Here is a 22481-nt window from a genome sequence, read left to right on the forward strand (position 1 = left end):
TTGACGGGCCGCAAATGTCCGAGACCCGTCAAGATCACGCCACGGCCGGTGTCAGCCCCTGCGGCGGCGGGCCGCCTCGTAGAGGACGACACCGGCGGCGACACCGGCGTTGAGCGACTCGGCGCCGCCCGGCATCGGGATGCGGACGAGGAAGTCGCAGGTCTCGCCGACGAGCCGGGACAGGCCCTTGCCCTCGGAGCCGACGACGATGACGACCGGGCCGCCCAGCTCCTCCAGCTCGTGGACCTCGCGCTCGCCGTCGGCGGCGAGGCCGACGACCGTGACGCCGGCCTTCTGGTACTGCTCCAGACAGCGGGTCAGGTTGGTGGCGCGGGCGACCGGGGTGCGGGCGGCGGTGCCGGCCGAGGTCTTCCAGGCGCCGGCGGTCATGCCGGCCGCGCGCCGCTCGGGCACGACGACGCCGTGGCCGCCGAAGGCGGAGACGGAGCGGACGACGGCGCCGAGGTTGCGCGGGTCGGTGACGCCGTCGAGGGCGACGATCAGCGGGTCGTCGTGGTCGTCGAAGGCGGCCGCGACCAGGTCCTCGGGGTGCGCGTACTCGTACGGCGGGACCTGGAGGACGAGGCCCTGGTGGTTCAGGCCGTTCGTCATCCGGTCCAGCTCGGGGCGCGGCGCCTCCATGATGTGGATGTTGCCACGGCCGGTGGCGAGGTTCAGGGCCTCGCGCACGCGCTCGTCGTTGTCGATGAACTGCTGGACGTACAGGGTCGTGGCGGGCACGCCGTCGCGCAGGGCCTCGTAGACCGGGTTGCGGCCGACGACCATCTCGGACTGGCCCTTGCCGCCGCGGCGGGCGACGGGCTTGCGCTTGGCCGCCTGGCGGGCCATCGCGTTGGAGACGCGGTACGCCTTGTGGCCCTTGCGGTCCTCGGCCTTGGGCGTGGGGCCCTTGCCTTCGAGGCCCTTGCGCCGCTGGCCACCGCTGCCGACCGTCGCACCCTTCTTGTTCGACGTGCGGCGGTTCCTGCGCTGGCTGTTCCCGGCCATGACTACCTGTTTCCTCTGTGACGTGCGAAGTCTGTAACTGAAGTGTGCCGCCCGGAGGTCCGAGCGGCACGTCTTCTAACGGTTGCCCAGCGTCCAGCGGGGGCCGTCGGGGCTGTCCTCGATGGCGAGGCCGGACTGGTTGAGCTGGTCGCGGATCGCGTCCGCGGTCGCCCAGTCCTTCCGCTCGCGCGCCGACTCGCGCTGCTGGAGCACGAGCCGTACGAGGGTGTCGACGACGCCGTGGAGCTCCTCGCCGCCGCCGGACTCCTCGGCCCACTGCGGGTCGAGGGGGTCCAGGCCGAGGACGCCGAGCATGGCGCGGACCTCGGCGAGGCGGGCGATGGCCTCGTCCTTGTCGTCCGCGGCGAGGGCGCTGTTGCCCTGGCGGACGGTGGTGTGGATGATCGCGAGCGCGTGCGGCACGCCCAGGTCGTCGTCCATGGCCTCGGCGAAGGCCGGCGGCACCTCGGCGGCGGGGGCGACGGGCGCCCCGGCCTTCTCGGTGGCGCGCTGGACGAAACCCTCGATGCGGGCGAACGCCGACTCGGCCTCGCGCAGGGACTCCTCGCTGTACTCGATCATCGACCGGTAGTGCGGGGTGCCCAGGTAGTAGCGGAGGACGATGGGCCGCCAGTTCTTCACCATCTCGGAGACGAGCACGCTGTTGCCGAGCGACTTCGACATCTTCTCGCCGCTCATGGTGACCCAGGCGTTGTGCACCCAGTACTGGGCGAACGCGTCGCCGAAGGCCTTGGCCTGGGCGATCTCGTTCTCGTGGTGCGGGAAGATCAGGTCGAGGCCGCCGCCGTGGACGTCGAAGGCGGAGCCCAGGTACTTGTGGGCCATCGCCGAGCACTCCAGGTGCCAGCCGGGACGGCCGCGGCCCCAGGGGGTCTCCCAGTCGGGCTCGCCCGGCTTGGTCGCCTTCCACATGGCGAAGTCGCGGGGGTCGCGCTTGCCGGAGACGCCCTCGTCGGGCTGGCGCAGGTCGTCGATGTCCTGGTTGGACAGCTCCAGGTAGCCGGGGAAGGAGCGCACGTCGAAGTAGACGCTGCCGTCCGCCTCGTAGGCGTGGCCGCGCTCGATGAGCCCGCGCATCATCTCGATCATCTCGGGGACGTGCCCGGTGGCGCGCGGCTCGTAGGTCGGCGGCAGGCAACCGAGCGCGTCGTAGCCGGAGTTGAACGCGCGCTCGTTCTCGTACCCGATGGACCACCAGGGGCGGCCCTGCTCGGCCGCCTTCGCGATGATCTTGTCGTCGATGTCGGTGACGTTGCGCACGAACGTGACGTCGTAGCCGCGGTACTCGAACCAGCGGCGCATGATGTCGAAGTTGAGGCCCGACCGGATGTGGCCGATGTGCGGGGCCGCCTGGACGGTGGCGCCACAGAGGTAGATCGAGACACAGCCCGGCGTGAGCGGGGTGAAGTCACGGATCTGCCGGGCGCTGGTGTCGTACAGGCGAATAGTCACCCCTCCAGGGTAGTGGGCGTGTGGTAGTGCCCCGCGACCTATTCCCGGCCACGGAGCACGTTTTTCGCCCCTCCTACTCCTGTACGGGCTTCCGTACGGGGTACACCAAGGCGGTCGCGAGGGCGGCGAGGCCCTCGGCGCGGCCGGTGAGGCCGAGGCCGTCGGTGGTGGTGCCGGAGACGGAGACGGGCGCTCCGGCCGCCTCGCTCAGCGCCTTCTGCGCCTCGTCGCGCCGCTTGCCGACCTTGGGGCGGACGCCGACGACCTGCACGGCGACGTTGCCGATCTCGTACCCCTCGGCGCGGACGATCCGGGCGGCCTCGGCGAGCAGGGTGGTGCCGGAGGCGCCGGACCACTCGGGGCGCGAGGTGCCGAAGTGGGCGCCGAGGTCGCCGATCCCGGCGGCGGAGAAGAGCGCGTCGCAGGCGGCGTGGGCGGCGACGTCGCCGTCGGAGTGCCCGGCGAGGCCGTACCCGTCGCTCTCGGAGGCGTCCCAGAGGAGGCCCGCGCACCAGAGTTCCCGGCCCTTCTCGAAGGCGTGGACGTCGGTGCCGATGCCGGTACGGGGAAGGTTCATCGGCTCAGAAGCCATCGTTGGCCCTCCTGCGGGCGAGTACGGCCTCGGCGAGGACGAGGTCGAGGGGGCGGGTCACCTTGAAGGCCTCTTCGTGGCCGGGCACGACGACGACGGGCGCGCCGAGCTTCTCGACCATGCCGGCGTCGTCGGTGGCGCCCTCTCCGGTGAGGGCGACGGTGGCGTGGGCGTTCACGAGGGTGTCGTGGTCGAAGCCCTGGGGGGTCTGGACCGCGCGGAGGCGGGCGCGGACCGGGGTGGCGACGACCTGCTCGGGGTCGCCGGGCTTCTCCGCCGGCTCGACCTCCTTGACGGTGTCGGCCAGGGGCAGCGCGGGGACGACGGCGACGGCCCCGTCCCGTACGGCCTCGATGACGGCGTCCACGGTGTCGACGGGGACGAGCGGGCGGGCCGCGTCGTGGACGAGGACGGTGGTGACGCCCTCGGGGAGCGCGTCGAGGCCGAGGCGCACGGACTCCTGGCGGGTGTCGCCGCCGGGCACGACCAGGTAGTCGGTGCGCTCGGGGAGGGCGTGGGCGTCGAGGAGGTTCTTGACCTCGGCGGCGCCTTCGGGGGGCGCGACCACGACGACGAGCGAGACCGCGCGGGAGGCGGCCATCGCGCGGACGGCGTGGATGAGGATGGGGGTGCCGTTCAGCGCGCGCAGCGCCTTGGGGGCGCCCGGGCCGAGGCGTACGCCCCGTCCGGCCGCCGGGATCACGACGGCGGTACGACGGGGACGCGCTTCGTCTGACATCGGTTGCACTCCGGCAGGTTTGTTTCCGCGGCCGACATGGGTATGGCACTCACCGTGCCGGACGCACCGCCTTGACCGGGCCCTTTCCGTGACGACGGTCGGGGCGTTGCCGCCCGGCACGAGGGGTCTTGTGTATCGGGGTTCGGGGTATCGGGTGTTCCGTGCGCGGATGCCCGCGCACGCGCACCGTACGCGGACATGCCGCAGCGCCCGGCGACAGCACTGTGTGGATCACAGCACGCCAGCGGGCACCGCGGCATCGCTTCACTTGAGAAACGCGCTCCGGTGTGGCCGGAACACGCTCAGGACGCGAGGACCTCGTCGAGGAGAGCCTCGGCCTTGTCCTCGTTCGTGTTCTCCGCGAGGGCCAGCTCGCTGACCAGGATCTGCCGGGCCTTGGCGAGCATGCGCTTCTCACCTGCGGAGAGACCGCGCTCGCGCTCGCGTCGCCACAGGTCGCGCACCACTTCGGCGACCTTGATGACATCGCCGGAGGCGAGCTTCTCCAGGTTCGCCTTGTAGCGACGGGACCAGTTCGTCGGCTCTTCGGCGTACGGCGCGCGCAGCACCTCGAAGACCCGGTCCAGCCCGTCCTGCCCGACCACGTCGCGGACCCCGACGAACTCCGCGTTGTCCGCAGGTACGCGGACCGTCAGGTCACCCTGCGCGACCTTGAGCACCAAGTAGGTCTTGTCCACGCCTTTGATCTGGCGAGTTTCGATGGCCTCGATCAGCGCGGCCCCGTGATGGGGATAGACCACGGTGTCGCCAACCTTGAACGTCATGTGACAGGTACCCCTTCCGTGGCTATCCAGAGTAACACGGATACGGCTTCTTCTGAATGGCGTTTTCGCAGGTCAGGGCATATCTCGGGGCTTGACAACAGCGACGCGGACGTGCTGCGGAGAGGTTCCGGAAGGGGGTATTCGCAGGTCGGAGCGGCTGTGCGGACGGAGAGAAACGCGCACGTTACACCTACTCGGGGCTCTGCGGAGAGGGAGTGATGTACCGGTTTGTCTGGTTCGGAGTGGCCTTCTTCACGTGCTCCGTTCGAGGATCGGTCACCCGTACGGATGCATCACGGGATGATTCCCGAAATTGATCAGCCGAGATCGGCCGACATCGGTCGGGGATTTTCCGGAGGGGCGGCTCCGGGGAATGCGCGGCGACCCCCGAATTGATCAAGGCGGTTATGTGAACAACAGGTCAATGGGTCGCGATCCGGCCACGCGGAGCGACCACGGCCGGTCTCCCGGGGGCGGCGGTACGGGGTGGCCTCCGGGGACCGCCCCGGGTGCGCGCCCGGACACGCCCCGGGACGCACCCCCGGGCGCGTCCCGGGAAGGCCGGGGACGGGCGCGGGCGGTTAGGGGCGGGTCGGGTGCGGGACGGAGAGTGCGGCTCGGTAACCTAAGCGCGCTGACACGCCTTTGGTTGGCCTTTGACATCCACGTCCGTCCGTACGTCCTAGGAGATGCCGCCGCCGTGAGCCGCAGCCTTCGACGCGGCGCCCTCGCCGCTACCGCCATCGTGTTCTCCATCGCCGCGCTGTCCGCCTGTGGCGCGGGCAACGACGCGCAGACGCTCGGCGTCCGGCCCGACAACGCCGCCGTCACGGTGGACGACGTCAAGATCCAGAACGCTCTGCTCATCACGCAGCCCGAGATCGGCGTCAAGGGCCCGGCCGCCGTCTCGGCCACGGTCTTCAACAACGGCTCCCAGCCGCAGACCCTCGACGCGATCACCCTGCCGGGTACGAGCGCCACCGTGAAGCTGACGCCGGCCGGCGGCACCGGCGCGGTCACCGTCCCGGCCGGCGGCTCCGTCGTCATCGGCGGCGCGGGCAACGCCACCGCCGTGATCGAGAACGGCACCGAGTCCGCCCGCCTCGGCGACGCGCAGGAGCTCGTCTTCAAGCTGAGCAAGACCGGCGAGGTCGGCCTGGAGGCGTTCGTCGTCCCCGCGAAGAGCTACTTCGAGGAGTTCGGCCCGGAGGTCGTCCCCGCTCCCCCGGGCGCCACGCCGACCGCCTCCGCGACCCCGTCGGGCGAGGGCGAGCACGGCTCGGAGCACGGCGAGGACGCCGAGGCCGGTCACTGACCGTCGTACGTACGCACGTGAAAGGGGCGCCCCCTGATGGGGGCGCCCCTTTCACGTGTCCGCACGGCGGTGGTTCCTACGGCTCGAACTTGTAGCCCAGGCCCCGCACCGTCACCAGGTAGCGCGGCGCGCCCGGGTCCGGTTCGAGCACCTTCCCGCGTGCGCCCCTCGCACCGCTCGGCCCCGGGGGGCCTCACAGGCTTCGGGACGCTGCGCCGGACTCCGTCCGGCCCGTCGGGCCGAGCCGCTCGTCCTACGGCTCGAACTTGTAGCCCAGGCCCCGCACCGTCACCAGGTAGCGCGGCGCGCCCGGGTCCGGTTCGATCTTGGCGCGGAGGCGCTTGACGTGGACGTCGAGGGTCTTGGTGTCGCCGACGTAGTCCGCGCCCCAGACGCGGTCGATGAGCTGCATACGGGTCAGGACGCGGCCCGCGTTGCGCAGCAGCATCTCCAGGAGGTCGAACTCCTTGAGGGGGAGGTCGACCTTGCCGCCGGAGACCGTGACCACGTGCCGGTCGACGTCCATGCGGACCGGGCCGGCCTCCAGGGCCGCCGGGGTGACCTCCTCCGGCTCGCCGCGGCGGCGGAGCACCGCGCGGATGCGGGCGACCAGCTCCCGCGAGGAGAAGGGCTTGGTCACGTAGTCGTCGGCCCCTATCTCCAGGCCGACGACCTTGTCGATCTCGCTGTCCTTGGCGGTCACCATGATCACCGGGACGTTCGAGCGGCCGCGCAGCTGGCGGCACACCTCGGTACCGGGAAGGCCCGGAAGCATCAGGTCGAGGAGGACGAGGTCGGCTCCGTTGCGCTCGAACTCGTCGAGGCCGTCGGGCCCGGTCGCCGCGACGGCGACCTCGAAGCCCTCCTTGCGGAGCATGTACGACAGGGCGTCGCTGAAGGATTCCTCATCCTCGACGACGAGCACTCGGGTCACGGAAGGACCTCCGGGGCGGGAAGCGGTTCGGTCATGAGATCGGGGGTGGGGGAGGCGGGCCGGCGGTCCCGTGCGGAGCCCGCCTCGGGCAGCCGCAGGGTGAAGGTGGAGCCCTGACCCTCGGTGCTCCAGACGGTGACCTCCCCGCCGTGCGAGGCGGCCACGTGCTTCACGATGGCGAGGCCCAGGCCCGTGCCGCCGGTGGCACGGGAGCGGGCGGGGTCGACGCGGTAGAAGCGCTCGAAGACGCGCTCCTTGTCCTTGTCGGGGATGCCGATGCCCTGGTCGGTGACGGCTATCTCGATGAGGTCGCCGCCGGGCGCGGCGATCTTGCGGGCCGCGATGCCGACGCGGGTGTGGGCCGGTGAGTAGTTGACGGCGTTCTCGACGAGGTTGCCGAGGGCGGCGGCGAGCTGGCCGCGGCTCCCCCAGACCTTCAGGTCGGCCGCGCCGCCGGAGACCATGGTGATCTGCTTGGTGGTGGCGGTGTGCCGGGAGCGGTCGATCGCCTCGGCGACCAGCTCGTCCACGGACACCGGCTCGGAGTCCTCCAGCGGGTCGTCGTTCTGCACGCGGGAGAGGTCGATCAGCTCCTGTACGAGGTTGGTGAGGCGGGTCGCCTCGATCTGCATCCGGCCGGCGAAGCGGGTGACCGCCTCGGGGTCGTCCGAGGCGTCCATGACCGCCTCGGAGAGCAGGGAGAGCGCGCCCGTGGGGGTCTTCAGCTCGTGGCTGACGTTGGCGACGAAGTCCCGCCGGACCGCCTCGATGCGCCGGGCCTCGGTGAGGTCCTCGACCAGGAGCAGGACGAGCCGGGAGCCGAGGGGGGCGACGCGGGCGGAGACGGCGAGGGCCTCGCCGCGTCCGGTGCCGCGCCGGGGCAGGTCCAGTTCGACCTGTCGTATCTCCCCGTCGCGGCGGGTGTCGCGGGCCATGTTGAGCATGGGCTCGACGGCCAGTTTGCCGCCCCGGACCAGACCGAGCGCGTACGCCGCCGAGCTGGCCTTCACCACGGAGTCGCTCTCGTCGAGGACGACCGCGGAGGAGCGCAGTACGGACAGCACGGTGTCGACGCCGGGCGGGAGCACGGCGTCGGTGTGCAGCGAGGTACGGGTGGGTCGCGTCTGGTCGCGTTCGCTCCAGCGGAACGCCAGCATGGCGATCACGCCGGTGCACACGCCGGCGATCGCTGCCAATGCGGCGACCGCCGCGTTCACGTCCATGCCTCAAGGTTATGCGGGGTCGCGGGCCCTCTCCCAGCCGTCCGGGTGGCTGCTCGAACACTCGTCGCCCAGAGTTCACCGTGGAGATGCGGCCGGTTCACTTGCCCCGGCGGGCGCGGTGGCGTGCGTCGCCCAGAGTTCACCTGGGGGACGGGGGCGGTTCACACGAGGGGGTGGAACCGGACGCGTACGGGGCCGAACGTGGGAACGTGGGGTTCGGACCCCACCCGTACCCCGGAGCCTCCGGAGCCCCCGGGGTCTCCGGAGCTTCGCAGCTTTGCGTAGAGAGGGACATCCATGCGGGACGCGTACCACGAGGAACTGGACTCGATCGGAGAGAGCCTGGTCGAGATGGCCCGGCTCGTCGGGTCGGCGATCGGGCGCGCCACGACGGCGATGCTCGACGCGGACCTGAAGCTCGCGGAGAGCGTGATCGCGGCGGACCAGAAGGTCGACGACCTCCAGCACGACCTGGAGGCGCGGGCGATAGCCCTGCTCGCCCGCCAGCAGCCGGTGGCGACGGACCTGCGGATCGTGGTGACCTCGCTGCGGATGAGCGCCGACCTGGAGCGCTCGGGCGACCTGGCGCAGCACGTGGCGAAGCTGGCGCGGTTGCGGTTCCCGGAGTCGGCGGTGCCGAGGGACCTGCACGCGACCATCCTGGAGATGGGGCAGCTGGCGCAGCGCCTGATGGCGAAGGCGGCGGAGGTCATCATCACGAAGGACGTCGACCTGGCGCTCCAGCTGGAGCAGGACGACGACGAGATGGACCTGCTGCACCGGACGCTGTTCCGGCACCTGATGGACGACCGGTGGAAGCACGGCATAGAGACGGCGGTGGACGTGACGCTGCTCGGCCGGTACTACGAGCGGTTCGCGGACCACGCGGTGTCGGTGGCGAAGCGGGTGGTGTACCTGGTGACGGGCGAGCACGCGGACGAGCTCCAGGCGGCGGACGCGCCGGTCGAGGGGGCGTAGCCCTCGCCGGGGCGGCTCCGGGGGGCGCACGGGTGTGCGGGCTCCGGTGCGCCGTTGATGCGCCGGTCCGGGTGGGCATGGAATGGGGGGAGGCGATCCGCGCCTCGAAAGGGAGGGACCCCATGGCCGATTCCCCGATGACGACCGACTCCGGGCCGGAGCCGCCGCGCGAGGCGGTCCTGTTGCCCGTCCTCGGCGCCTGCGGCTGCGGCTCGGGCTGCGGCTGCGGCTGCCAGTCGGGGGCGCCGTGCCAGTGCGGGGGCTGCTCGGGCTGACGCGTACGGGGGGAGGGGTGCGGCTCGTCGCGCCCCTCCCCCCTTTACCTCTACCGGGTCACTGGAGGTCGAGCACGCCGACGACCTGCTGTCCGCTCGTCTCCCCGGTGGTGCGGAAGCCGAGCCGGCGGTAGAAGGCGCCGGGGCCTTCGTCGCCGGGCGCCCAGGTCGCGTACAGCTGCCGCGCACCGCGCCGGCGCAGCTCGTCGGCGACGGAGAGGACGGCGAAGCGCCCGTACCCCTCGCCCTGCGCGTCGGCGGAGATGTTGAGCCGCCAGAGGCCGCTGCGCCGGTCGCCGGGGTCCTCCTCGCTCCACTGGAGGTCGATGAAGGCCATGAGGAAGCCGACGAGCCGGTCCTCGTCGAGGATCAGCCGGGGCCAGGCGGCCTCCCCGAAGGCGTAGGCCTCGGCGAGGGAGTGCGCGACGGGCGCGACGTTCCGCTCCTGGTGGGGGCGGACGCGCAGGCCGAGGGCGGCGTCGACGTTGGCGGGGGTGACCTTCTCCAGGCGGAGGGCAGGCCTGGACGTGCCGGTGCTCATGATCCGGACGTTAGCGGGGGCGTACGGATCCGTCGTGCGATTTACGTATCCGCTTACGTATCCGCGCGTACGCCGCCTCCGCCGCTCCCGGACCGCCCTCAGATGTGGAGCTCGGGCGGGAAGCCGGTCCACCGGAGGTCGGCGGGGAGGTGGCCGGTGTCGTTGAAGAGGAGGACGGCCGGGGCCCGGCCGGGCGCGTAGCGGATGACGGTGAGCGCGGCGTTGGCCTGGTTGATGCCCATCCAGCGCCACTCCGGGGCGTCGAGGGCGGCGCGGACGAGCCAGGCGATGAGGAAGTTGTGGGTGACGACGAGCTCGTGGCGCGGCTCGTTCCCGGCGACGGGTCCCGTGAACAGCGCGAGGGCCTCCCGGGCCAGACCGGGCCCCTGCTCGCGCTCCTCGGCCGGGAACCGGGCCAGGTGGTCGAGCAGGGCGTCGGCCGACTCCGGCGGCAGCTCCTCGCGGTGCGGCAGATAGGGAAGGTAGTCCCCGGCCGGCGCGGAAGGCCGCAGGGGAACGCCGCCGAGCCGCTCCCGCACCAGCCGCGCCGTCTCCTCCGCCCGCGCGAGCGGCCCGTGATGGATGGCCGAGAGCGGCGCCCCCCGCAGCCGCTCCCCGAGCAGAACGGCCTGCCGACGCCCGCCCTCCGACAGCGCGCTCTCGTCCGGCAGCGCCTCACCGTGCCGCGCGAGGTACAGGTAGCGGGCGGCTGTCGCCGTCATGGGCGCGTCCTCCGTCGGGTTTCATGATCGTGTCGACGTGTGGACGGACGCGGGGGCGCGGCGGGCGGTTCCGGGGGCTACGGCCGCCTCGTGCCGAGCGTCCGGGAGCGCGCGAAAAGTCGTGGCTGCCGTCTTCGAAGGCGCCTACGCTCCTGGTCGCCGAGGAGGGGAGACCCGGATGACCGACGACGAGTCCGCCGAGTACTGCACGCTGCTCTGCGACGACCCGCCCAACGAAGTGGTGCTCGTCGCCTGCGGGCCGCGTGAGAAGGACGTGATCCTGGCGCTGCGCAAGCTGACCGGACTGAGTTTGTGGCACAGCCGGGACCTGGCCCGGCAAGCCCCCGTCACCGTCCTCGAAGGGCTGGGCCACTACGAAGCCCGGTTCGCCGTCACGGTGCTCCGGAGCGCCGGCGCCGAAGCGGAGCGGCGACCGGAGCCGGAGGCCGGGGAGCACACGGCCCTGTCCCCCTGACGGTCCGCAGACGGCCCCCCGACGGCCCCAGGCACGGAGAAGCCCCCTACCCCGGCGGAGAAACCGCGGGGAGGGGGCCCTTCGTGCTTCAGGGCTACTTCTTCTTGCCCTGGTTCTTCACGGCCTCGATCGCCGCGGCCGCCGCCTCCGGGTCGAGGTAGGTGCCGCCCGGGTTGAGGGGCTTGAAGTTCTCGTCGAGTTCGTAGGCGAGGGGGATGCCGGTCGGGATGTTGAGGCCCGCGATGTCGGCGTCCGAGATGCCGTCCAGGTGCTTGACCAGGGCGCGGAGGCTGTTGCCGTGGGCGGCGACCAGGACCGTGCGGCCGGCGAGGAGGTCCGGGACGATGGCGTCGTACCAGTACGGGAGCATCCGCTCGACGACGTCCTTGAGGCACTCCGTGCGGGGGCGCAGCTCCGGCGGGATCGTCTGGTAGCGGGCGTCGTGGGCCTGCGAGTACTCGCTGTCGTCGGAGAGCGGCGGCGGCGGGGTGTCGTACGAGCGGCGCCACAGCATGAACTGCTCCTCGCCGAACTCGGCGAGCGTCTGCGCCTTGTCCTTGCCCTGGAGGGCGCCGTAGTGACGCTCGTTCAGGCGCCAGGAGCGGTTCACCGGGATCCAGTGGCGGTCCGCCGACTCGAGCGCGAGCTGCGCCGTGCGGATGGCGCGCTTCTGGAGGGAGGTGTGCAGCACGTCGGGCAGCAGGCCGGCGTCCTTGAGCAGCTCGCCGCCGCGCGTCGCCTCCTTCTCGCCCTTCGCGGTGAGGTTCACGTCCACCCATCCGGTGAACAGATTCTTCTCGTTCCACTCGCTCTCGCCGTGACGGAGGAGGATCAGCTTGTACGGTGCGTCGGCCATGCGTACGAGCCTAATCGACCCCGGACGATTGACGCGCGTCGTCAATTGAGTGGTGTCCGGCATGAGAGATGCGTAAGTTACGAACGGCCGCATAGGGGCTTACGCACGCCAGGGGGCGCCACACATGTCCATCAGTACGCTCAGACGATCGGCCCGCGAGACGGTCTCCGGTCTTCCGCCCGGCTTCTGGTGGCTCTGGCTCTCCACCCTCGTCAACCGGACCGGCGCCTTCGTCCTCACCTTCCTGTCCCTCTACCTGACCCTGGAACTCGGGCACTCCGCCTGGTTCGCCGGACTCGTCGTCGCCCTCCACGGTCTCGGCGGCGTCGCCGGGTCCCCGCTCGGCGGCGTGCTCACCGACCGCTGGGGCCGCCGCCCCACCATGGTCACCATGCACCTCGCGGGCGCCGCCTGCGCCGCCGCCCTCGCCCTCGTCACCAGCGCCTGGGGCATCGCCGCCGTCGTCCTGCTGATGGGCGTCGCCATGCAGGCCGTCCGGCCCCCCATCAACGCCACCATCGCCGACATGGTCCCCGCCCACGACGTGCGCCGGGCCTACGCCCTCAACTACTGGGCCCTCAACCTCGGCTTCGCCATCGCCTCCATCGGCGGCGGCGCCGCGGCCTTCCTCGGCTACCGCACCCTCTTCGTCGTCGACGCCGTCGCCACCGTCCTGTGCGCCGTCATCGTCTTCCTCCGGCTCCCCGAGACCCGGCCCGAGCGGCCGGCCCGGACGGAGGAGAGGTCCACCGCCGGGGAGAAGTCCGCCGCCGGGGAGAAGTCCGCCGCCGAGGAGAAGGTCAGCACCCTCACCGTGCTGCGCGACGCGCCCTTCCGGACGCTCGTCCTGCTCAACCTGCTCGTCTGCCTCGTCTTCACCGCGCCCTGGATCGGGCTCCCGCTCACCATGGCCGACCAGGGGCTCCCCGCCTCCTCGTACGGCGTCGTCATCGCCGTCAACGGGATCGTCATCGTCGGCTTCCAGCTCCTCGTCAACAAGCTCACCGACAAGCGCTCCCCCGTCCTCCTCCTCGCCCTCTCCTCCCTCCTCTTCGCCCTCGGCACCGGCGCCACCGCCCTCGCCGGGTCCTCCGTCGCCTTCGCCGCGACCGTGGTCGTCTGGACCGTCGGCGAGATGATCCACGTCCCGACGAACGCCGCCGCCACCGCCCGCCTCGCACCCGAGCACGCCCGCGGCCGCTACCAGGGCGTGATGGGCATGTCCTGGGCCGTCGCCGGTTTCGTCGCCCCGATCCTCGCCGGCGCGATCGTCGACGGGCCCGGACCCGACGTCCTCTGGGCGGCCACGGCCGCGATCGGCGTCCTCGCCGCCGCCGGGTACGCCACCCGGCTGCGGAAGGCCCTGGCCGAGGACGAGGACGTCGTGGCCGCGCCCGTGCCCGTGCCCGGCCCCGTGCCGTCTCCCGCGCCCGCGCCCGTCGTCGTGAAGGGCGGGGACACCGAGGACGCCGAGGACGCCGAGGGCTCCCCCGTCGGCGCCTGACCCGTCGGCGCCCGAACCGTCAGCACCCGGCCCGTCAGCGCCCGGTCCGTCGACGCCCGGCCCGTCGGCGTCCGGGTCTCACCGGGCCCTCCACTCCGCCCAGCCCTTCAGGGCGAAGCCCCCGCCCTCCTCGCGCACTTCGGCCGCGCCCGCCCCGCCGAAGTGCGCGGGCACGACCAGCTCCCGCCGGTCCGCCGCCCGTCCGAGGATCCGGCGGCGGCTCGCCTCCGCCCCCGCCGGGTCCACGCAGAAGCAGCTGCCGTGCGAGGGGTCCAGGAGCTGTACGGGGCTGTGGACGAGGTCCCCGACGAAGACCGCCCGGTCTCCCCCGGACTCCAGGCGCAGCACCGACGAACCGGGGGTGTGGCCGGGCGCCGACTCCAGCGTCAGGTTCCCGTCGATGCGGTGCTCCCCGTCCCACAGCACCGCCAGGCCCTCGCGGCGCACGGGCGCGACGCTGTCCTCGTAGACCAGCCGGTCCTGCGTCCGCCGCCCGCCGCCGTACGCGTTGTCCGGGCCGAAGTGGGCGTCGTCGGCGGCCGGGAGGAGGTAGCGGGCGTTCGGGAACGCCGGCGCCCACGTGCCGGGCGCGTCGCCGGGCCGGGTGTTCCAGCCGACGTGGTCCGCGTGCAGATGGGTGTTCACGACGACGTCCACGTCCTCGGGCCGTACGCCCGCCCGCGCCAGGCTGCCGAGGAAGTCGTCCCGCCGCCGGTGGAAGAGCGGCGCGTCCGGCCGCTCGCGCCCGTCGCCCACCCCCGTGTCGACCAGCACGGTCAGGCCCCCGCTGCGCAGCACCCAGCTCTGCAGCGCCATCAGCGCGCTGCCGTCGTCCGGGTCCCAGTGGTCCGGGACCAGCCACTCCCGGTTGTCCTCCCACAGTCCGGCCCCGGCCCCCGGCACGAGGTCGCGGGCGGGCCCGAACGGGCCCCGCCACTCCACGACCCGGATGACCTCGACGTCCCCCAGGACCATGCTCCGCACGCTCTCATCGCTCATGCCACCGACCCTAGGGAGCCGCCGGTGAGCCGCTCAATGCTCCCGCGACTCCCGCCGATACGCGTACGGCTCACCCTCCGGCGGCGGTACGGTGCCGCCATGGACGTGGTGAGCGACGCGATCTCGGCCGTGCGCGTCGGGCGGCCCTTCTCCCACCGGCTGCGGACGAGCGGGCGCTGGTGCGCACGGCTCGCGCCGTACGACGGCGCCGGCTTCCACGTCCTCCTCGAAGGCACCTGCTGGCTGCTGCCCGACGGCGGCGCCCCGGTCGCGCTCGGGCCGGGGGACGCGGTGCTGCTCCCGCACGGCACCGGCCACGTGATCGCGGACGCGCCCGCCGACGCGGAGACCGTCGCGCGCGCCGAGCCCTTCGTCCGCTGGGGCGGCGAGGGACCGGCGAGCGGGACCGTGCCCGCGCCCCGGCCGGGCGAGCCCGGGGTGGTGATGCTCTGCGGCAAGTACCGGCTCGACCGCAGCCACGCGCACCCGCTCCTGGCCGAGCTCCCCTCCCTCGTCCACCTGCCGGCCCGCGACGGCGCCCACCCCGAACTCCGCGCCGCCATCGGCCTGCTGGCCGGCGAGCTGGGCGGGCCGGAGGAGGGGCGGCCCGGGTCCGGCATAGCGCTGCCCGGCCTGCTCGACCTGCTGCTCGTCTACATGGTCCGGTCCTGGCTCGAAGGGAGTGCGAACGGGAGCGCGGACGGGGGTGCGGACGGGAGTACGGACAGCGTCTGGCCGGCGGCCCTCGGCGACCCGGTGACCGCCGCCGCGCTGCGCGCCCTGCACGCCGACCCGGCCGCGCCCTGGACCGTCGACCGGCTCGCGGCCGAGGCGGGCGTCTCCCGCGCCACCCTGGTCCGCCGCTTCACCGCCCGCGTCGGCCGGGCCCCGATGACGTACCTCACCTGGTGGCGGCTGACCCGCGCCGCCGCCCTGCTCCGGAACGGTACGGATCCGCTGGCCGCCGTCGCCCGCCGCGTCGGCTACGGCACGCCGTACGCGCTCTCGCACGCGTTCCGGCGGGAGTTCGGGGTCACGCCGGGGCGGTACCGGGAGGGCCGGGAGCCCGCGCTCAGTCCGTCGGCTTTCCGGACTCCTGCTCGGAGGTCTTCTCGGGCGCCTTCTCGGGCGTCTTCTCGGGCGTCTTCCCCAGCAGGTTCTTGAACGCGTCCAGGTTCCGGGTCGACTCGCCCCGCGAGACCCGCCACTCGTACTCGCGCCGGATCGATGTCGCGAAGCCCAGCTCCAGGAGCGTGTTGAAGTCGCCGTCCGCCGCCTCCAGGACCGAGCCGAGCAGCCGGTCCAGTTCCTCGGGCGTGACGGCGGCGAGCGGGAGCTTGCCGGTGAGGTAGACGTCGCCGAGGCCGTCGACCGCGTACCCCACCCCGTACAGCTTCAGGTTGCGTTCGAGGAGCCAGCGGTGGACGCCCGCCTCGTTCTCGTCCGGGTGGCGGACGACGAAGGCGTTGAGGGAGAGGGAGTGGCGGCCCGCGCGGAGGGAGAGGGTCGTGAAGAGCTTGCGCGTGCCCGGGAGCTTGACGACGTAGGAGCCCGGCTCGGGGGACTCCCACTCCAGTTCCGCCTCGTCGAAGGTGGACTCGATGATCTGCCGGACGCCCTCGGCGGTCCTGTCCTCAGCCATGGTGGGAGCGTACGCGACGCCGGTTCTCCCGCAGCCGGTGGTCGTGCACGGCGGCCGTGTAGACGTCCGCCGTGGCCGAGGCCGCCGTGTCCCAGCCGAAGGAGCTCGCGTGGGCCGCCGCCGCCTCGCCCATCCGGGCCGACAGGGACGGGTCGGCGACGAAGCGGCCGAGCGCCCGCGCGTAGTCCGCCGGGTCGTGGCCCTGCACGAGGAAGCCGGTCACGTCGTCCCGTACGGCCACGGGCAGGCCGCCCACCGCCGCCGCGACGACCGGGGTTCCGGCCGCCTGCGCCTCTATGGCGACCAGGCCGAAGGACTCGCTGTACGAGGGCATGACGAGGACGCTGGCCGCGCGGAACCAGTCCGCGAGCCGGTCCTGCCCCACCGGCGGGTGGAAGCGCACGAGGTCCGCGATGCCCAGCCGGGCGGCGAGCTTCTGGAGCCCCTCCGGCTTGGCCAGGCCGCTGCCGCTCGGGCCGCCGACCACCGGGACGATCATGCGGGAGCGCAGGGACGGGTCCCGGTCCAGGAGCCGGGCGGCCGCCCGGAGCAGGATGTCCGGGGCCTTCAGGGGCTGTATCCGGCCGGCGAAGACCGGGACGAAGGCGTCCTGGGGCAGGCCGAGCCGGGCGCGGGCGGCGGCGCGGCCGTCGGCGGGGCGGAAGCGGTCGAGGTTGACGCCCGGGTGGACGACCGCGATCTTGCCGGGGTCCGCGTCGTAGAAGCGGGCGAGCTCGTCGGCCTCCTCGGCCGTGTTGGCGATCAGCCGGTCGGCGGCGGAGACGATCTGGGTCTCGCCGATCACGCGGGCGGCGGGCTCGGGGGTGTCGCCCTCGGCGAGTGAGGCGTTCTTGACCTTCGCCATGGTGTGCATGGCGTGGACGAGCGGGACGCCCCAGCGTTCGGCGGCGAGCCAGCCGACGTGCCCGGAGAGCCAGTAGTGGGAGTGCACGAGGTCGTAGTGGCCGGGGCGGTGGCCCGCCCACGCCTGCATCACGCCGTGCGTGAAGGCGCAGAGCTGGGCCGGCAGGTCCTCCTTGGCCAGACCCTCGTACGGGCCGGCGTCCACGTGCCGTACGAGCACGCCCGGGGTCAGCTCGACCACCGGGGGCAGGCCGCCGGTGGTGGCCCGGGTGAAGATCTCCACCTCGATGTCGATGGCGGCGAGCCGCTTGGCCAGCTCGACGATGTAGACGTTCATGCCGCCCGCGTCGCCGGTGCCCGGCTGGTGCAGCGGCGAGGTGTGGACGCTGAGCATGGCCACGCGCCGGGGGGTGCGGGGGCGGCCGGGAAGCCGGAGCCGGGCCGGCGCCGGGTGCCGGTGCCGGGTACCGGCGAACCGGGACACGTACTGGCTCACGTCGGCGGTCCTTCCGCTCGGGGCCTTCGGGCCGGGGCCGTGACCGCAGTCCGTGGCTTCGGCTTTCGGTTCAGGCTCTGGGTGGGGCTTCGGTTCGGGGCCGAGCCGGGTCGGGCATGACGGTCTGGAGGGCGCGGTACGGCCTCCAGCGGCGACAACACCGGAATGAGCCCTTTCATTTCCGGTGGCGGGGCCGCTTTGCCAATTCATTGCCGGAGGGCGGCCGGCTCCTTACCGGAAGGGGTCCGGCTCCTTACCGGAAGAGGTCCGGCGGCTCCTTGCCGGAGGGGTCCGTGCTCCCCGCGCGCCCGTGCCGTCCGGGTCGTCCGGGCCGCCCCGGGACCTTCCCCCGTACCCCTTACGCTCTTGGCATGGCCCCGCGCACCACCCGCCCCGTCGGCACCCCGACCCGCGGGACCACCAACCCCAACCGGCTGCGCCGCATGGACCGCTGGATCGCCGCCGTCCACGGGCCCGCCCTGCGCCGCTCGCCCGCACCGCCTCTCGCCGTCGACCTCGGGTACGGGGCCGCCCCCTGGACCGCCGTCGAGCTGCTCGCCCGGCTGCGCACCGCCGACCCCCGCACCCGGCTGTACGGCGTCGAGATCGAGCCCGCCCGGGTCGAGGCCGCCCGGCCGTACGAGCACGAGGGGCTCTCCTTCCTGCACGGCGGCTTCGAGGTGCCGGTCCCCGGCCGGGTCGCCCTGGTCCGGGCGGCGAACGTGCTGCGCCAGTACGACGAGGAGCAGGTCGCGGCCGTCTGGAAGCGGCTGTGCGGGCGGCTCGCCCCGGACGGGCTGCTGGTGGAGGGCACCTGCGACGAGATCGGGCGCCGGCACGTGTGGGTGGCGCTCGGTCCGGAGGGGCCGCGCACGGTGACCTTCGCCACCCGGCTGGGCTCGCTCGACCGGCCGTCGGACCTGGCGGAACGGCTGCCGAAGGCGCTGATCCACCGGAACGTGCCGGGCGAGCCGGTGCACGCCTTCCTGCGGGACTTCGACCGGGCGTGGGCCGCGGCCGCCCCGTACGCCTCGCTCGGCGCGCGCCAGCGCTGGATCCGCTCCGTGCGCGACCTGGCGGCGGACTGGCCGCTGACGGACGGCCCGCGGCGGTGGCGGCAGGGGGAAGTGACGGTGCGGTGGGGGGCGTTGGCGCCGCGGGGGTGAGGGGTGGATGGAGCGGTCGACGCGATCGGCTCCTCGACCGGACGGCCGAACGAATAACTGCCCCTCGGCCGAGCGGCCGATCCCCTCTCCTCCCCGTTTCTCCCAACTCCCGGTGAATTCCCCCCTCCCCGGGAACGCCTCTCCCGCCCCACACGTCACCTATGGGGGGAACCCGTCCGACAGGCCTCGCTTTCCCTTGTTACTTTCCGGTTTCGCGTGGCACTATCGCCAAGGTCAACGCCGGGTTACTGACGGTAAATCAGTTGTGGGTCACCAGTAGGGGGAGCTTGTGAACCGACGCCGCCGTGCCGCCGCGCTCACCGTGATCTGCGCCTTGGCCGTGCTGGCCTCCCCCGCGCTGACCCTCCAGGCCTCCGCCGCGCCGCTGCCGCCTCCGCCGCCGAAGAAGAGCCTGGAGGAGGTGCGCAAGGAGATGGACGGTCTGTACCGGCAGGCCGCCGTCGCCACCGACGCGTACAACCTGGCCGAGGAGAAGGCCGAGGAGCAGTCCGCCGAGATCGTCCGGGTGAACCGGATGCTCACGGAGGGGCGCGAGAAGATCGAGGACCTCAAGCTCAAGGCCGGTGTCGCCGCGCGCTCCCAGTACCGCAACGGCGGGCTTCCGGAAGGCGCGCAGCTCATCCTCACGAACGATCCGCAGCTCTTCCTCGACGCGGCGGGGCGCATCAAGGACGGCGCGAAGGCCACCAAGGACCTGCTCGCCGAGATGACCCGCACCCAGGCCTCGCTGGACGTCTACGCCAAGGAGGCGAGCGACCACTGGACCAAGCTGGAGGCGAATCGCGTCCGCCAGGCGAAGGCGAAGAAGGAGATCAACGAGAAGATCGACGCGGCCAAGAAGCTGGAGTCCGAGCTCGCCGCCGAGGAGCGGGAGCGGCTGCGCCGCCTGGAGGAGTTGGCGCAGAAGGAGGCCCAGAAGACCTGGCTCCGGGCCGGTGCGCTCAAGGGCCTGAAGGCGGAGGCGACCGCGGAGGGCCGGAAGGCGGTCGAGTTCGCGACGGCCCAGATCGGCAAGCCGTACGGCTGGGGCGACGAGGGCCCCGACTCGTTCGACTGCTCGGGCCTGACCCAGAGCGCCTGGGGCGCGGCGGGCCTCGGCATCCCGCGCACCTCGCAGGAGCAGTGGCGGCTGCTGCCGCGCGTGGACGTCCAGGACATGCGGCCGGGCGACCTGATCGTCTACTTCAAGGACGCGAGCCACATCGGGATGTACGTCGGCAACGGGATGATGGTCCACGCCCCCCGCCCCGGCCGGAACATCACCCTCGCGGGCGCGGGCTCGATGGAAATCCTGGGCGTCGTCCGCCCGGCCGGAGCGGTGAGCCCTGCGGGCCGCTGAGCCGGGTACGGCCGGGGTCGCCGGGTGACCGGCGGGACCCGGAAAGCCCGTACGGCCCGAGCGGCCGGCGAAACCGGGACGATCCGGGTCGCCGGATGGTCGACGAGACCGGTACGGCCCGGGTGGCCCGGGGTGCCGGGCGGCCGGTGAGACCGGGGCAGTCCGGGCGACCCGGGAGGTCGTCGGTGAGACCGGACGGTCCGGGCGACCAAGGCCGTCGGTGAGCGCGAGCAGTCCCCGCGGTCGGCCCGGCCCAGGCGGTCCCGGCGACCGGCCCGACCGAAGTGGCCCAGGTGACCGGACCGACCACCGACCCAGGCGGTCCAGACGGCGGACCCGGACCAGGCGACCCAGGCGACCGGTCCGGCCCAGGTGGTCCAAGCTGTCGGCCCGACCGGCAAGCCCTCGACGGGCCCGGCCCACATGACCGCCCCCTCATAGCCCCGAAGGCACCCGTCCCTCCGACGTGACGGAGAAACCCCCCGGCCCCCGCCCCCAGGGACCCGTCGCGTGACCTTTCTCATTGCTCTCGGGGGCCTCCCACCAGCCGTGGGGCGGCAAGTACCTCCCCTTCCGCGGCATATGCCAACCGCGACGCGCGCACTCACAGCTGATCACCATTCCGCTGCGGACCGCCGTACCGCTATGGTCCGGGACGGGCGGGGTGCCACCCGGCGTCCCGCGCGCCCTCGGGGGAGGGAAGGACAGCCCGACCGATGCCCGTATCCGTACCGCGTCAGAGAAACGTCTCTGCCGCCGCGGGCCCCGGCGACGAGACCGATACGGACGCCACCGATACGGACGCCACCGCCATGGACGCCACCGCTATGACAGGCACAGTCACAGGCACCGACCGCACCGATCTCACCCTCCTGGTCGTCGAGGACGACCCGGCGGGTGCCCTCGCCGTACCCGAACTCCTCGACGCGGCGGACGCCGCCGGCACCCGGGTCCGCATCCGTACCGCCCGCAACCTCACCGAGGCCGAGCGGCTGCTCACGGACGACGTCCACTGCGTCCTCGTCGACCTCTCGCTGCCCGGCCCCCGCGCCGCCGCCGGCGACGACCCGCTCGCCCCGCTCCGGCACATCCTGCGCCTCGCCCCGCGCCACGCCGTCCTCGCGCTCGCCGCCTCCGCCGACGCGGAGCTGGCCGCCGAGGCGGTACGGGTCGGGGCCCAGGACCACCTCTTCCGCGAGGAGCTCGACGGGCGGCTGCTCAGCCGGGCCATCCGGTACGCGGTGGAGCGCAAGCGGGCCGACGCCGTGCAGGTGAAACTGGCCGAGTCCCGGCTGCGGGCCCAGGAGAACGCCCGCCTGGAGCGCGGCCTCCTCCCGACGCCGCTCCTGGAGGGCTCCGACCTGCGGTTCGCGGCCCACTACCGGCCCGGCCGGTCGCGCGCGCTGCTCGGCGGCGACTTCTACGATGTGGTCCGCACCCCGGACGGCACCGTCCACGCCATGATCGGCGACGTCTGCGGGCACGGCCCGGACGAGGCGGCGCTCGGGGTCGAGCTGCGGATCGCCTGGCGGGCCCTGACCTTCGCGGGCCTGTGCGGGGACGAGCTGCTCTCGACGATGCAGCAGGTCCTGGAGCACGAGCGGGAGAGCGAGGAGATCTTCGCGACCCTCTGCACGGTCGACATCGCGCCCGACGGACGCCGGGCGGGCCTCTGCCTGGCCGGACACCCGTCGCCCCTGATCGCCCGGCAGGGACGGGCCGCGCGGCTCCTCCCGTACGAGGACGGCGGCCCGGCCCTCGGCCTGCTGCCGCGCGCCCGCTGGCCGCGCCGCCAGGTGGAGCTGGGCGGGTCGTGGAGCCTGCTCATGTACACGGACGGGCTGATCGAGGGCCGCTCGGCCGGGCCCGGTTCGCCGCGCCTCGGCCAGGAGGGGATGGTCGCGATGATGAACCGGCAGCTGGCCGGGGGCCTGCGGGGCGAGGAGCTCCTGGAGGCGGCCGTGACGGAGGTCCGGTCCCTGAACGGCGGCGAGCTGACGGACGACGTGGCCGTCCTGGCCCTGGAGCGGGACAAGGGCGGGGACAAGGGCGGGAGCGGGGACGGGAACAGGGACAGGGCCCGGGGATGAACCCCGGGCCCTGCCGCCCGCTCGTTTCCGGTCCCGCTCCGTCAAGCGGCGCCCGTACCGCTACCGGCCGCCGTTGTAGGGGCCGTACGGTCCGTCGCTGCTGGAACCGCCGCCCCGGGGGCCGCCGCCTGAGACCCGCGCGAGCGCGGGACGCACGTCCACCATGAAGACGATGGCGGCGATCACTCCGGCGATCTGCAGGAACAGCATCGGCAGGAGCAGGTTCAGGACGAGGTTGATGCCCAGGATGATCAGCCAGAACTTCTTCGTCTGCTTGTCCGCGGCACGATAGGCGTCCTCGCGCGCCATGGCGGCGAAGACGAGCGCGGCGACCGCGAAGCCGGTGAAGACCAGGAACATCACCAGGTTAAGGAGGGAATCGAATCCCGCGCGCAACATGCTGAGCACCGCCTAAGAGGGAGGGGGAGAGCGCCTCAACGGTCA

The 22481-nt window shown here is 73.0% G+C and carries 23 protein-coding genes; 9 read left to right on the forward strand and 14 right to left on the reverse strand.

The annotated features are described in order from the left end of the window. Nucleotides 1–51: 51 nt before the first annotated feature. The 5 genes from rlmB to ACIQD7_RS20345 form a co-directional block, all read right to left on the reverse strand. Entirely contained in the window at nt 52–1008 is a 957-nt protein-coding gene (rlmB, locus tag ACIQD7_RS20325; protein WP_121828083.1) for a 23S rRNA (guanosine(2251)-2'-O)-methyltransferase RlmB, read from the reverse strand. 75 nt (nt 1009–1083) lie between these two features. Further along, nucleotides 1084–2481 (reverse strand): cysteine--tRNA ligase, encoded by a 1398-nt coding sequence (gene cysS / locus ACIQD7_RS20330; RefSeq protein ID WP_402443177.1) that lies wholly within the window; start codon nt 2479–2481, stop codon nt 1084–1086. Nucleotides 2482–2554: 73 nt separating this feature from the next. Further along, on the reverse strand, nt 2555–3073 hold the full coding sequence (gene ispF / locus ACIQD7_RS20335; protein WP_402443179.1) for a 2-C-methyl-D-erythritol 2,4-cyclodiphosphate synthase: 519 nt from the start codon (nt 3071–3073) through the stop codon (nt 2555–2557). Then, nucleotides 3063–3812: a 2-C-methyl-D-erythritol 4-phosphate cytidylyltransferase gene (gene ispD / locus ACIQD7_RS20340; RefSeq protein WP_121828080.1), complete on the reverse strand. Its 750-nt coding sequence runs from the start codon at nt 3810–3812 to the stop codon at nt 3063–3065. Before ispD ends, ispF begins: the two co-directional genes overlap by 11 nt. A gap of 302 nt (nt 3813–4114) precedes the next feature. Next, a complete protein-coding gene (locus ACIQD7_RS20345; RefSeq protein WP_003953493.1) occupies nt 4115–4597 on the reverse strand; it encodes a CarD family transcriptional regulator in 483 nt (160 codons plus the stop codon). Between the two features lie 700 nt (nt 4598–5297). Between ACIQD7_RS20345 and ACIQD7_RS20350 the strand changes: the two genes are divergently transcribed. Next, on the forward strand, nt 5298–5912 hold the full coding sequence (locus ACIQD7_RS20350; RefSeq protein ID WP_383416064.1) for a DUF461 domain-containing protein: 615 nt from the start codon (nt 5298–5300) through the stop codon (nt 5910–5912). A 253-nt stretch (nt 5913–6165) separates the two neighbouring features. Here the strand turns inward: ACIQD7_RS20350 and ACIQD7_RS20355 are convergent, their stop codons facing one another. After that, entirely contained in the window at nt 6166–6846 is a 681-nt protein-coding gene (locus tag ACIQD7_RS20355) for a response regulator transcription factor (protein WP_017242433.1), read from the reverse strand. Beyond that, nucleotides 6843–8069, reverse strand: a complete 1227-nt coding sequence (locus tag ACIQD7_RS20360; protein ID WP_121828077.1) for a cell wall metabolism sensor histidine kinase WalK — start codon at nt 8067–8069, stop codon at nt 6843–6845. The genes ACIQD7_RS20355 and ACIQD7_RS20360 overlap by 4 nt, the downstream gene beginning before the upstream one ends. Nucleotides 8070–8366: 297 nt before the next feature. On the opposite strand from ACIQD7_RS20360, the gene phoU reads away from it, so the two are divergent. Next, nucleotides 8367–9047 carry a phosphate signaling complex protein PhoU gene (gene phoU, locus ACIQD7_RS20365; RefSeq protein ID WP_030221245.1) on the forward strand — a complete coding sequence of 227 codons (681 nt, stop codon included), beginning with the start codon at nt 8367–8369 and terminating at the stop codon, nt 9045–9047. A gap of 122 nt (nt 9048–9169) precedes the next feature. Continuing rightward, a complete protein-coding gene (locus ACIQD7_RS20370; protein ID WP_202527725.1) occupies nt 9170–9322 on the forward strand; it encodes a hypothetical protein in 153 nt (50 codons plus the stop codon). Between the two features lie 58 nt (nt 9323–9380). On the opposite strand, the gene ACIQD7_RS20375 is transcribed toward ACIQD7_RS20370, so the two are convergent. Together ACIQD7_RS20375 and ACIQD7_RS20380 are read right to left on the reverse strand one after the other, a co-directional pair. After that, entirely contained in the window at nt 9381–9863 is a 483-nt protein-coding gene (locus ACIQD7_RS20375; RefSeq protein WP_402443183.1) for a GNAT family N-acetyltransferase, read from the reverse strand. A gap of 98 nt (nt 9864–9961) precedes the next feature. Continuing rightward, entirely contained in the window at nt 9962–10585 is a 624-nt protein-coding gene (locus tag ACIQD7_RS20380) for a histidine phosphatase family protein (protein WP_402443184.1), read from the reverse strand. 178 nt (nt 10586–10763) lie between these two features. Between ACIQD7_RS20380 and ACIQD7_RS20385 the strand changes: the two genes are divergently transcribed. Further along, nucleotides 10764–11060, forward strand: a complete 297-nt coding sequence (locus tag ACIQD7_RS20385) for a ribosomal protein L7/L12 (protein WP_402443186.1) — start codon at nt 10764–10766, stop codon at nt 11058–11060. 94 nt (nt 11061–11154) lie between these two features. Here the strand turns inward: ACIQD7_RS20385 and ACIQD7_RS20390 are convergent, their stop codons facing one another. Continuing rightward, complete coding sequence (locus tag ACIQD7_RS20390) at nt 11155–11916, reverse strand: phosphoglyceromutase (RefSeq protein ID WP_121828073.1); 762 nt, start codon at nt 11914–11916, stop codon at nt 11155–11157. Between the two features lie 124 nt (nt 11917–12040). Here ACIQD7_RS20390 and ACIQD7_RS20395 point away from each other — a divergent pair, with 124 nt between their 5' ends. Further along, nucleotides 12041–13420 (forward strand): MDR family MFS transporter, encoded by a 1380-nt coding sequence (locus ACIQD7_RS20395; RefSeq protein WP_402443189.1) that lies wholly within the window; start codon nt 12041–12043, stop codon nt 13418–13420. 78 nt (nt 13421–13498) lie between these two features. Here ACIQD7_RS20395 and ACIQD7_RS20400 read toward each other — a convergent pair whose 3' ends face one another. Then, nucleotides 13499–14419 (reverse strand): MBL fold metallo-hydrolase, encoded by a 921-nt coding sequence (locus ACIQD7_RS20400; protein ID WP_402443191.1) that lies wholly within the window; start codon nt 14417–14419, stop codon nt 13499–13501. A gap of 99 nt (nt 14420–14518) precedes the next feature. Here ACIQD7_RS20400 and ACIQD7_RS20405 point away from each other — a divergent pair, with 99 nt between their 5' ends. Then, the gene (locus ACIQD7_RS20405) at nt 14519–15583 is read left to right on the forward strand and encodes an AraC family transcriptional regulator (protein WP_402443193.1); all 1065 of its coding nucleotides are present in this window, start codon (nt 14519–14521) and stop codon (nt 15581–15583) included. Here ACIQD7_RS20405 and ACIQD7_RS20410 read toward each other — a convergent pair. Both ACIQD7_RS20410 and mshA read right to left on the reverse strand, forming a co-directional pair. Beyond that, nucleotides 15492–16061: a YbjN domain-containing protein gene (locus ACIQD7_RS20410; protein WP_402443194.1), complete on the reverse strand. Its 570-nt coding sequence runs from the start codon at nt 16059–16061 to the stop codon at nt 15492–15494. The genes ACIQD7_RS20405 and ACIQD7_RS20410 overlap by 92 nt on opposite strands. Beyond that, complete coding sequence (mshA, locus tag ACIQD7_RS20415; protein ID WP_121828070.1) at nt 16054–17421, reverse strand: D-inositol-3-phosphate glycosyltransferase; 1368 nt, start codon at nt 17419–17421, stop codon at nt 16054–16056. Before mshA ends, ACIQD7_RS20410 begins: the two co-directional genes overlap by 8 nt. A 371-nt stretch (nt 17422–17792) precedes the next feature. Between mshA and ACIQD7_RS20420 the strand changes: the two genes are divergently transcribed. From ACIQD7_RS20420 to ACIQD7_RS20430, 3 genes are all read left to right on the forward strand, one after another. Continuing rightward, nucleotides 17793–18587 carry a class I SAM-dependent methyltransferase gene (locus ACIQD7_RS20420; protein ID WP_402443195.1) on the forward strand — a complete coding sequence of 265 codons (795 nt, stop codon included), beginning with the start codon at nt 17793–17795 and terminating at the stop codon, nt 18585–18587. A gap of 289 nt (nt 18588–18876) precedes the next feature. After that, complete coding sequence (locus ACIQD7_RS20425) at nt 18877–19947, forward strand: C40 family peptidase (RefSeq protein WP_402443197.1); 1071 nt, start codon at nt 18877–18879, stop codon at nt 19945–19947. Nucleotides 19948–20759: 812 nt separating this feature from the next. Continuing rightward, nucleotides 20760–22037, forward strand: a complete 1278-nt coding sequence (locus ACIQD7_RS20430) for a PP2C family protein-serine/threonine phosphatase (RefSeq protein ID WP_402443198.1) — start codon at nt 20760–20762, stop codon at nt 22035–22037. A 60-nt stretch (nt 22038–22097) separates the two neighbouring features. On the opposite strand, the gene ACIQD7_RS20435 is transcribed toward ACIQD7_RS20430, so the two are convergent. Further along, a complete protein-coding gene (locus ACIQD7_RS20435) occupies nt 22098–22436 on the reverse strand; it encodes a DUF2516 family protein (RefSeq protein ID WP_402443200.1) in 339 nt (112 codons plus the stop codon). Nucleotides 22437–22481 lie beyond the last annotated feature (45 nt).

This window comes from Streptomyces sp. NPDC093071 (genome assembly GCF_044754545.1).
GTDB lineage: Bacteria > Actinomycetota > Actinomycetes > Streptomycetales > Streptomycetaceae > Streptomyces.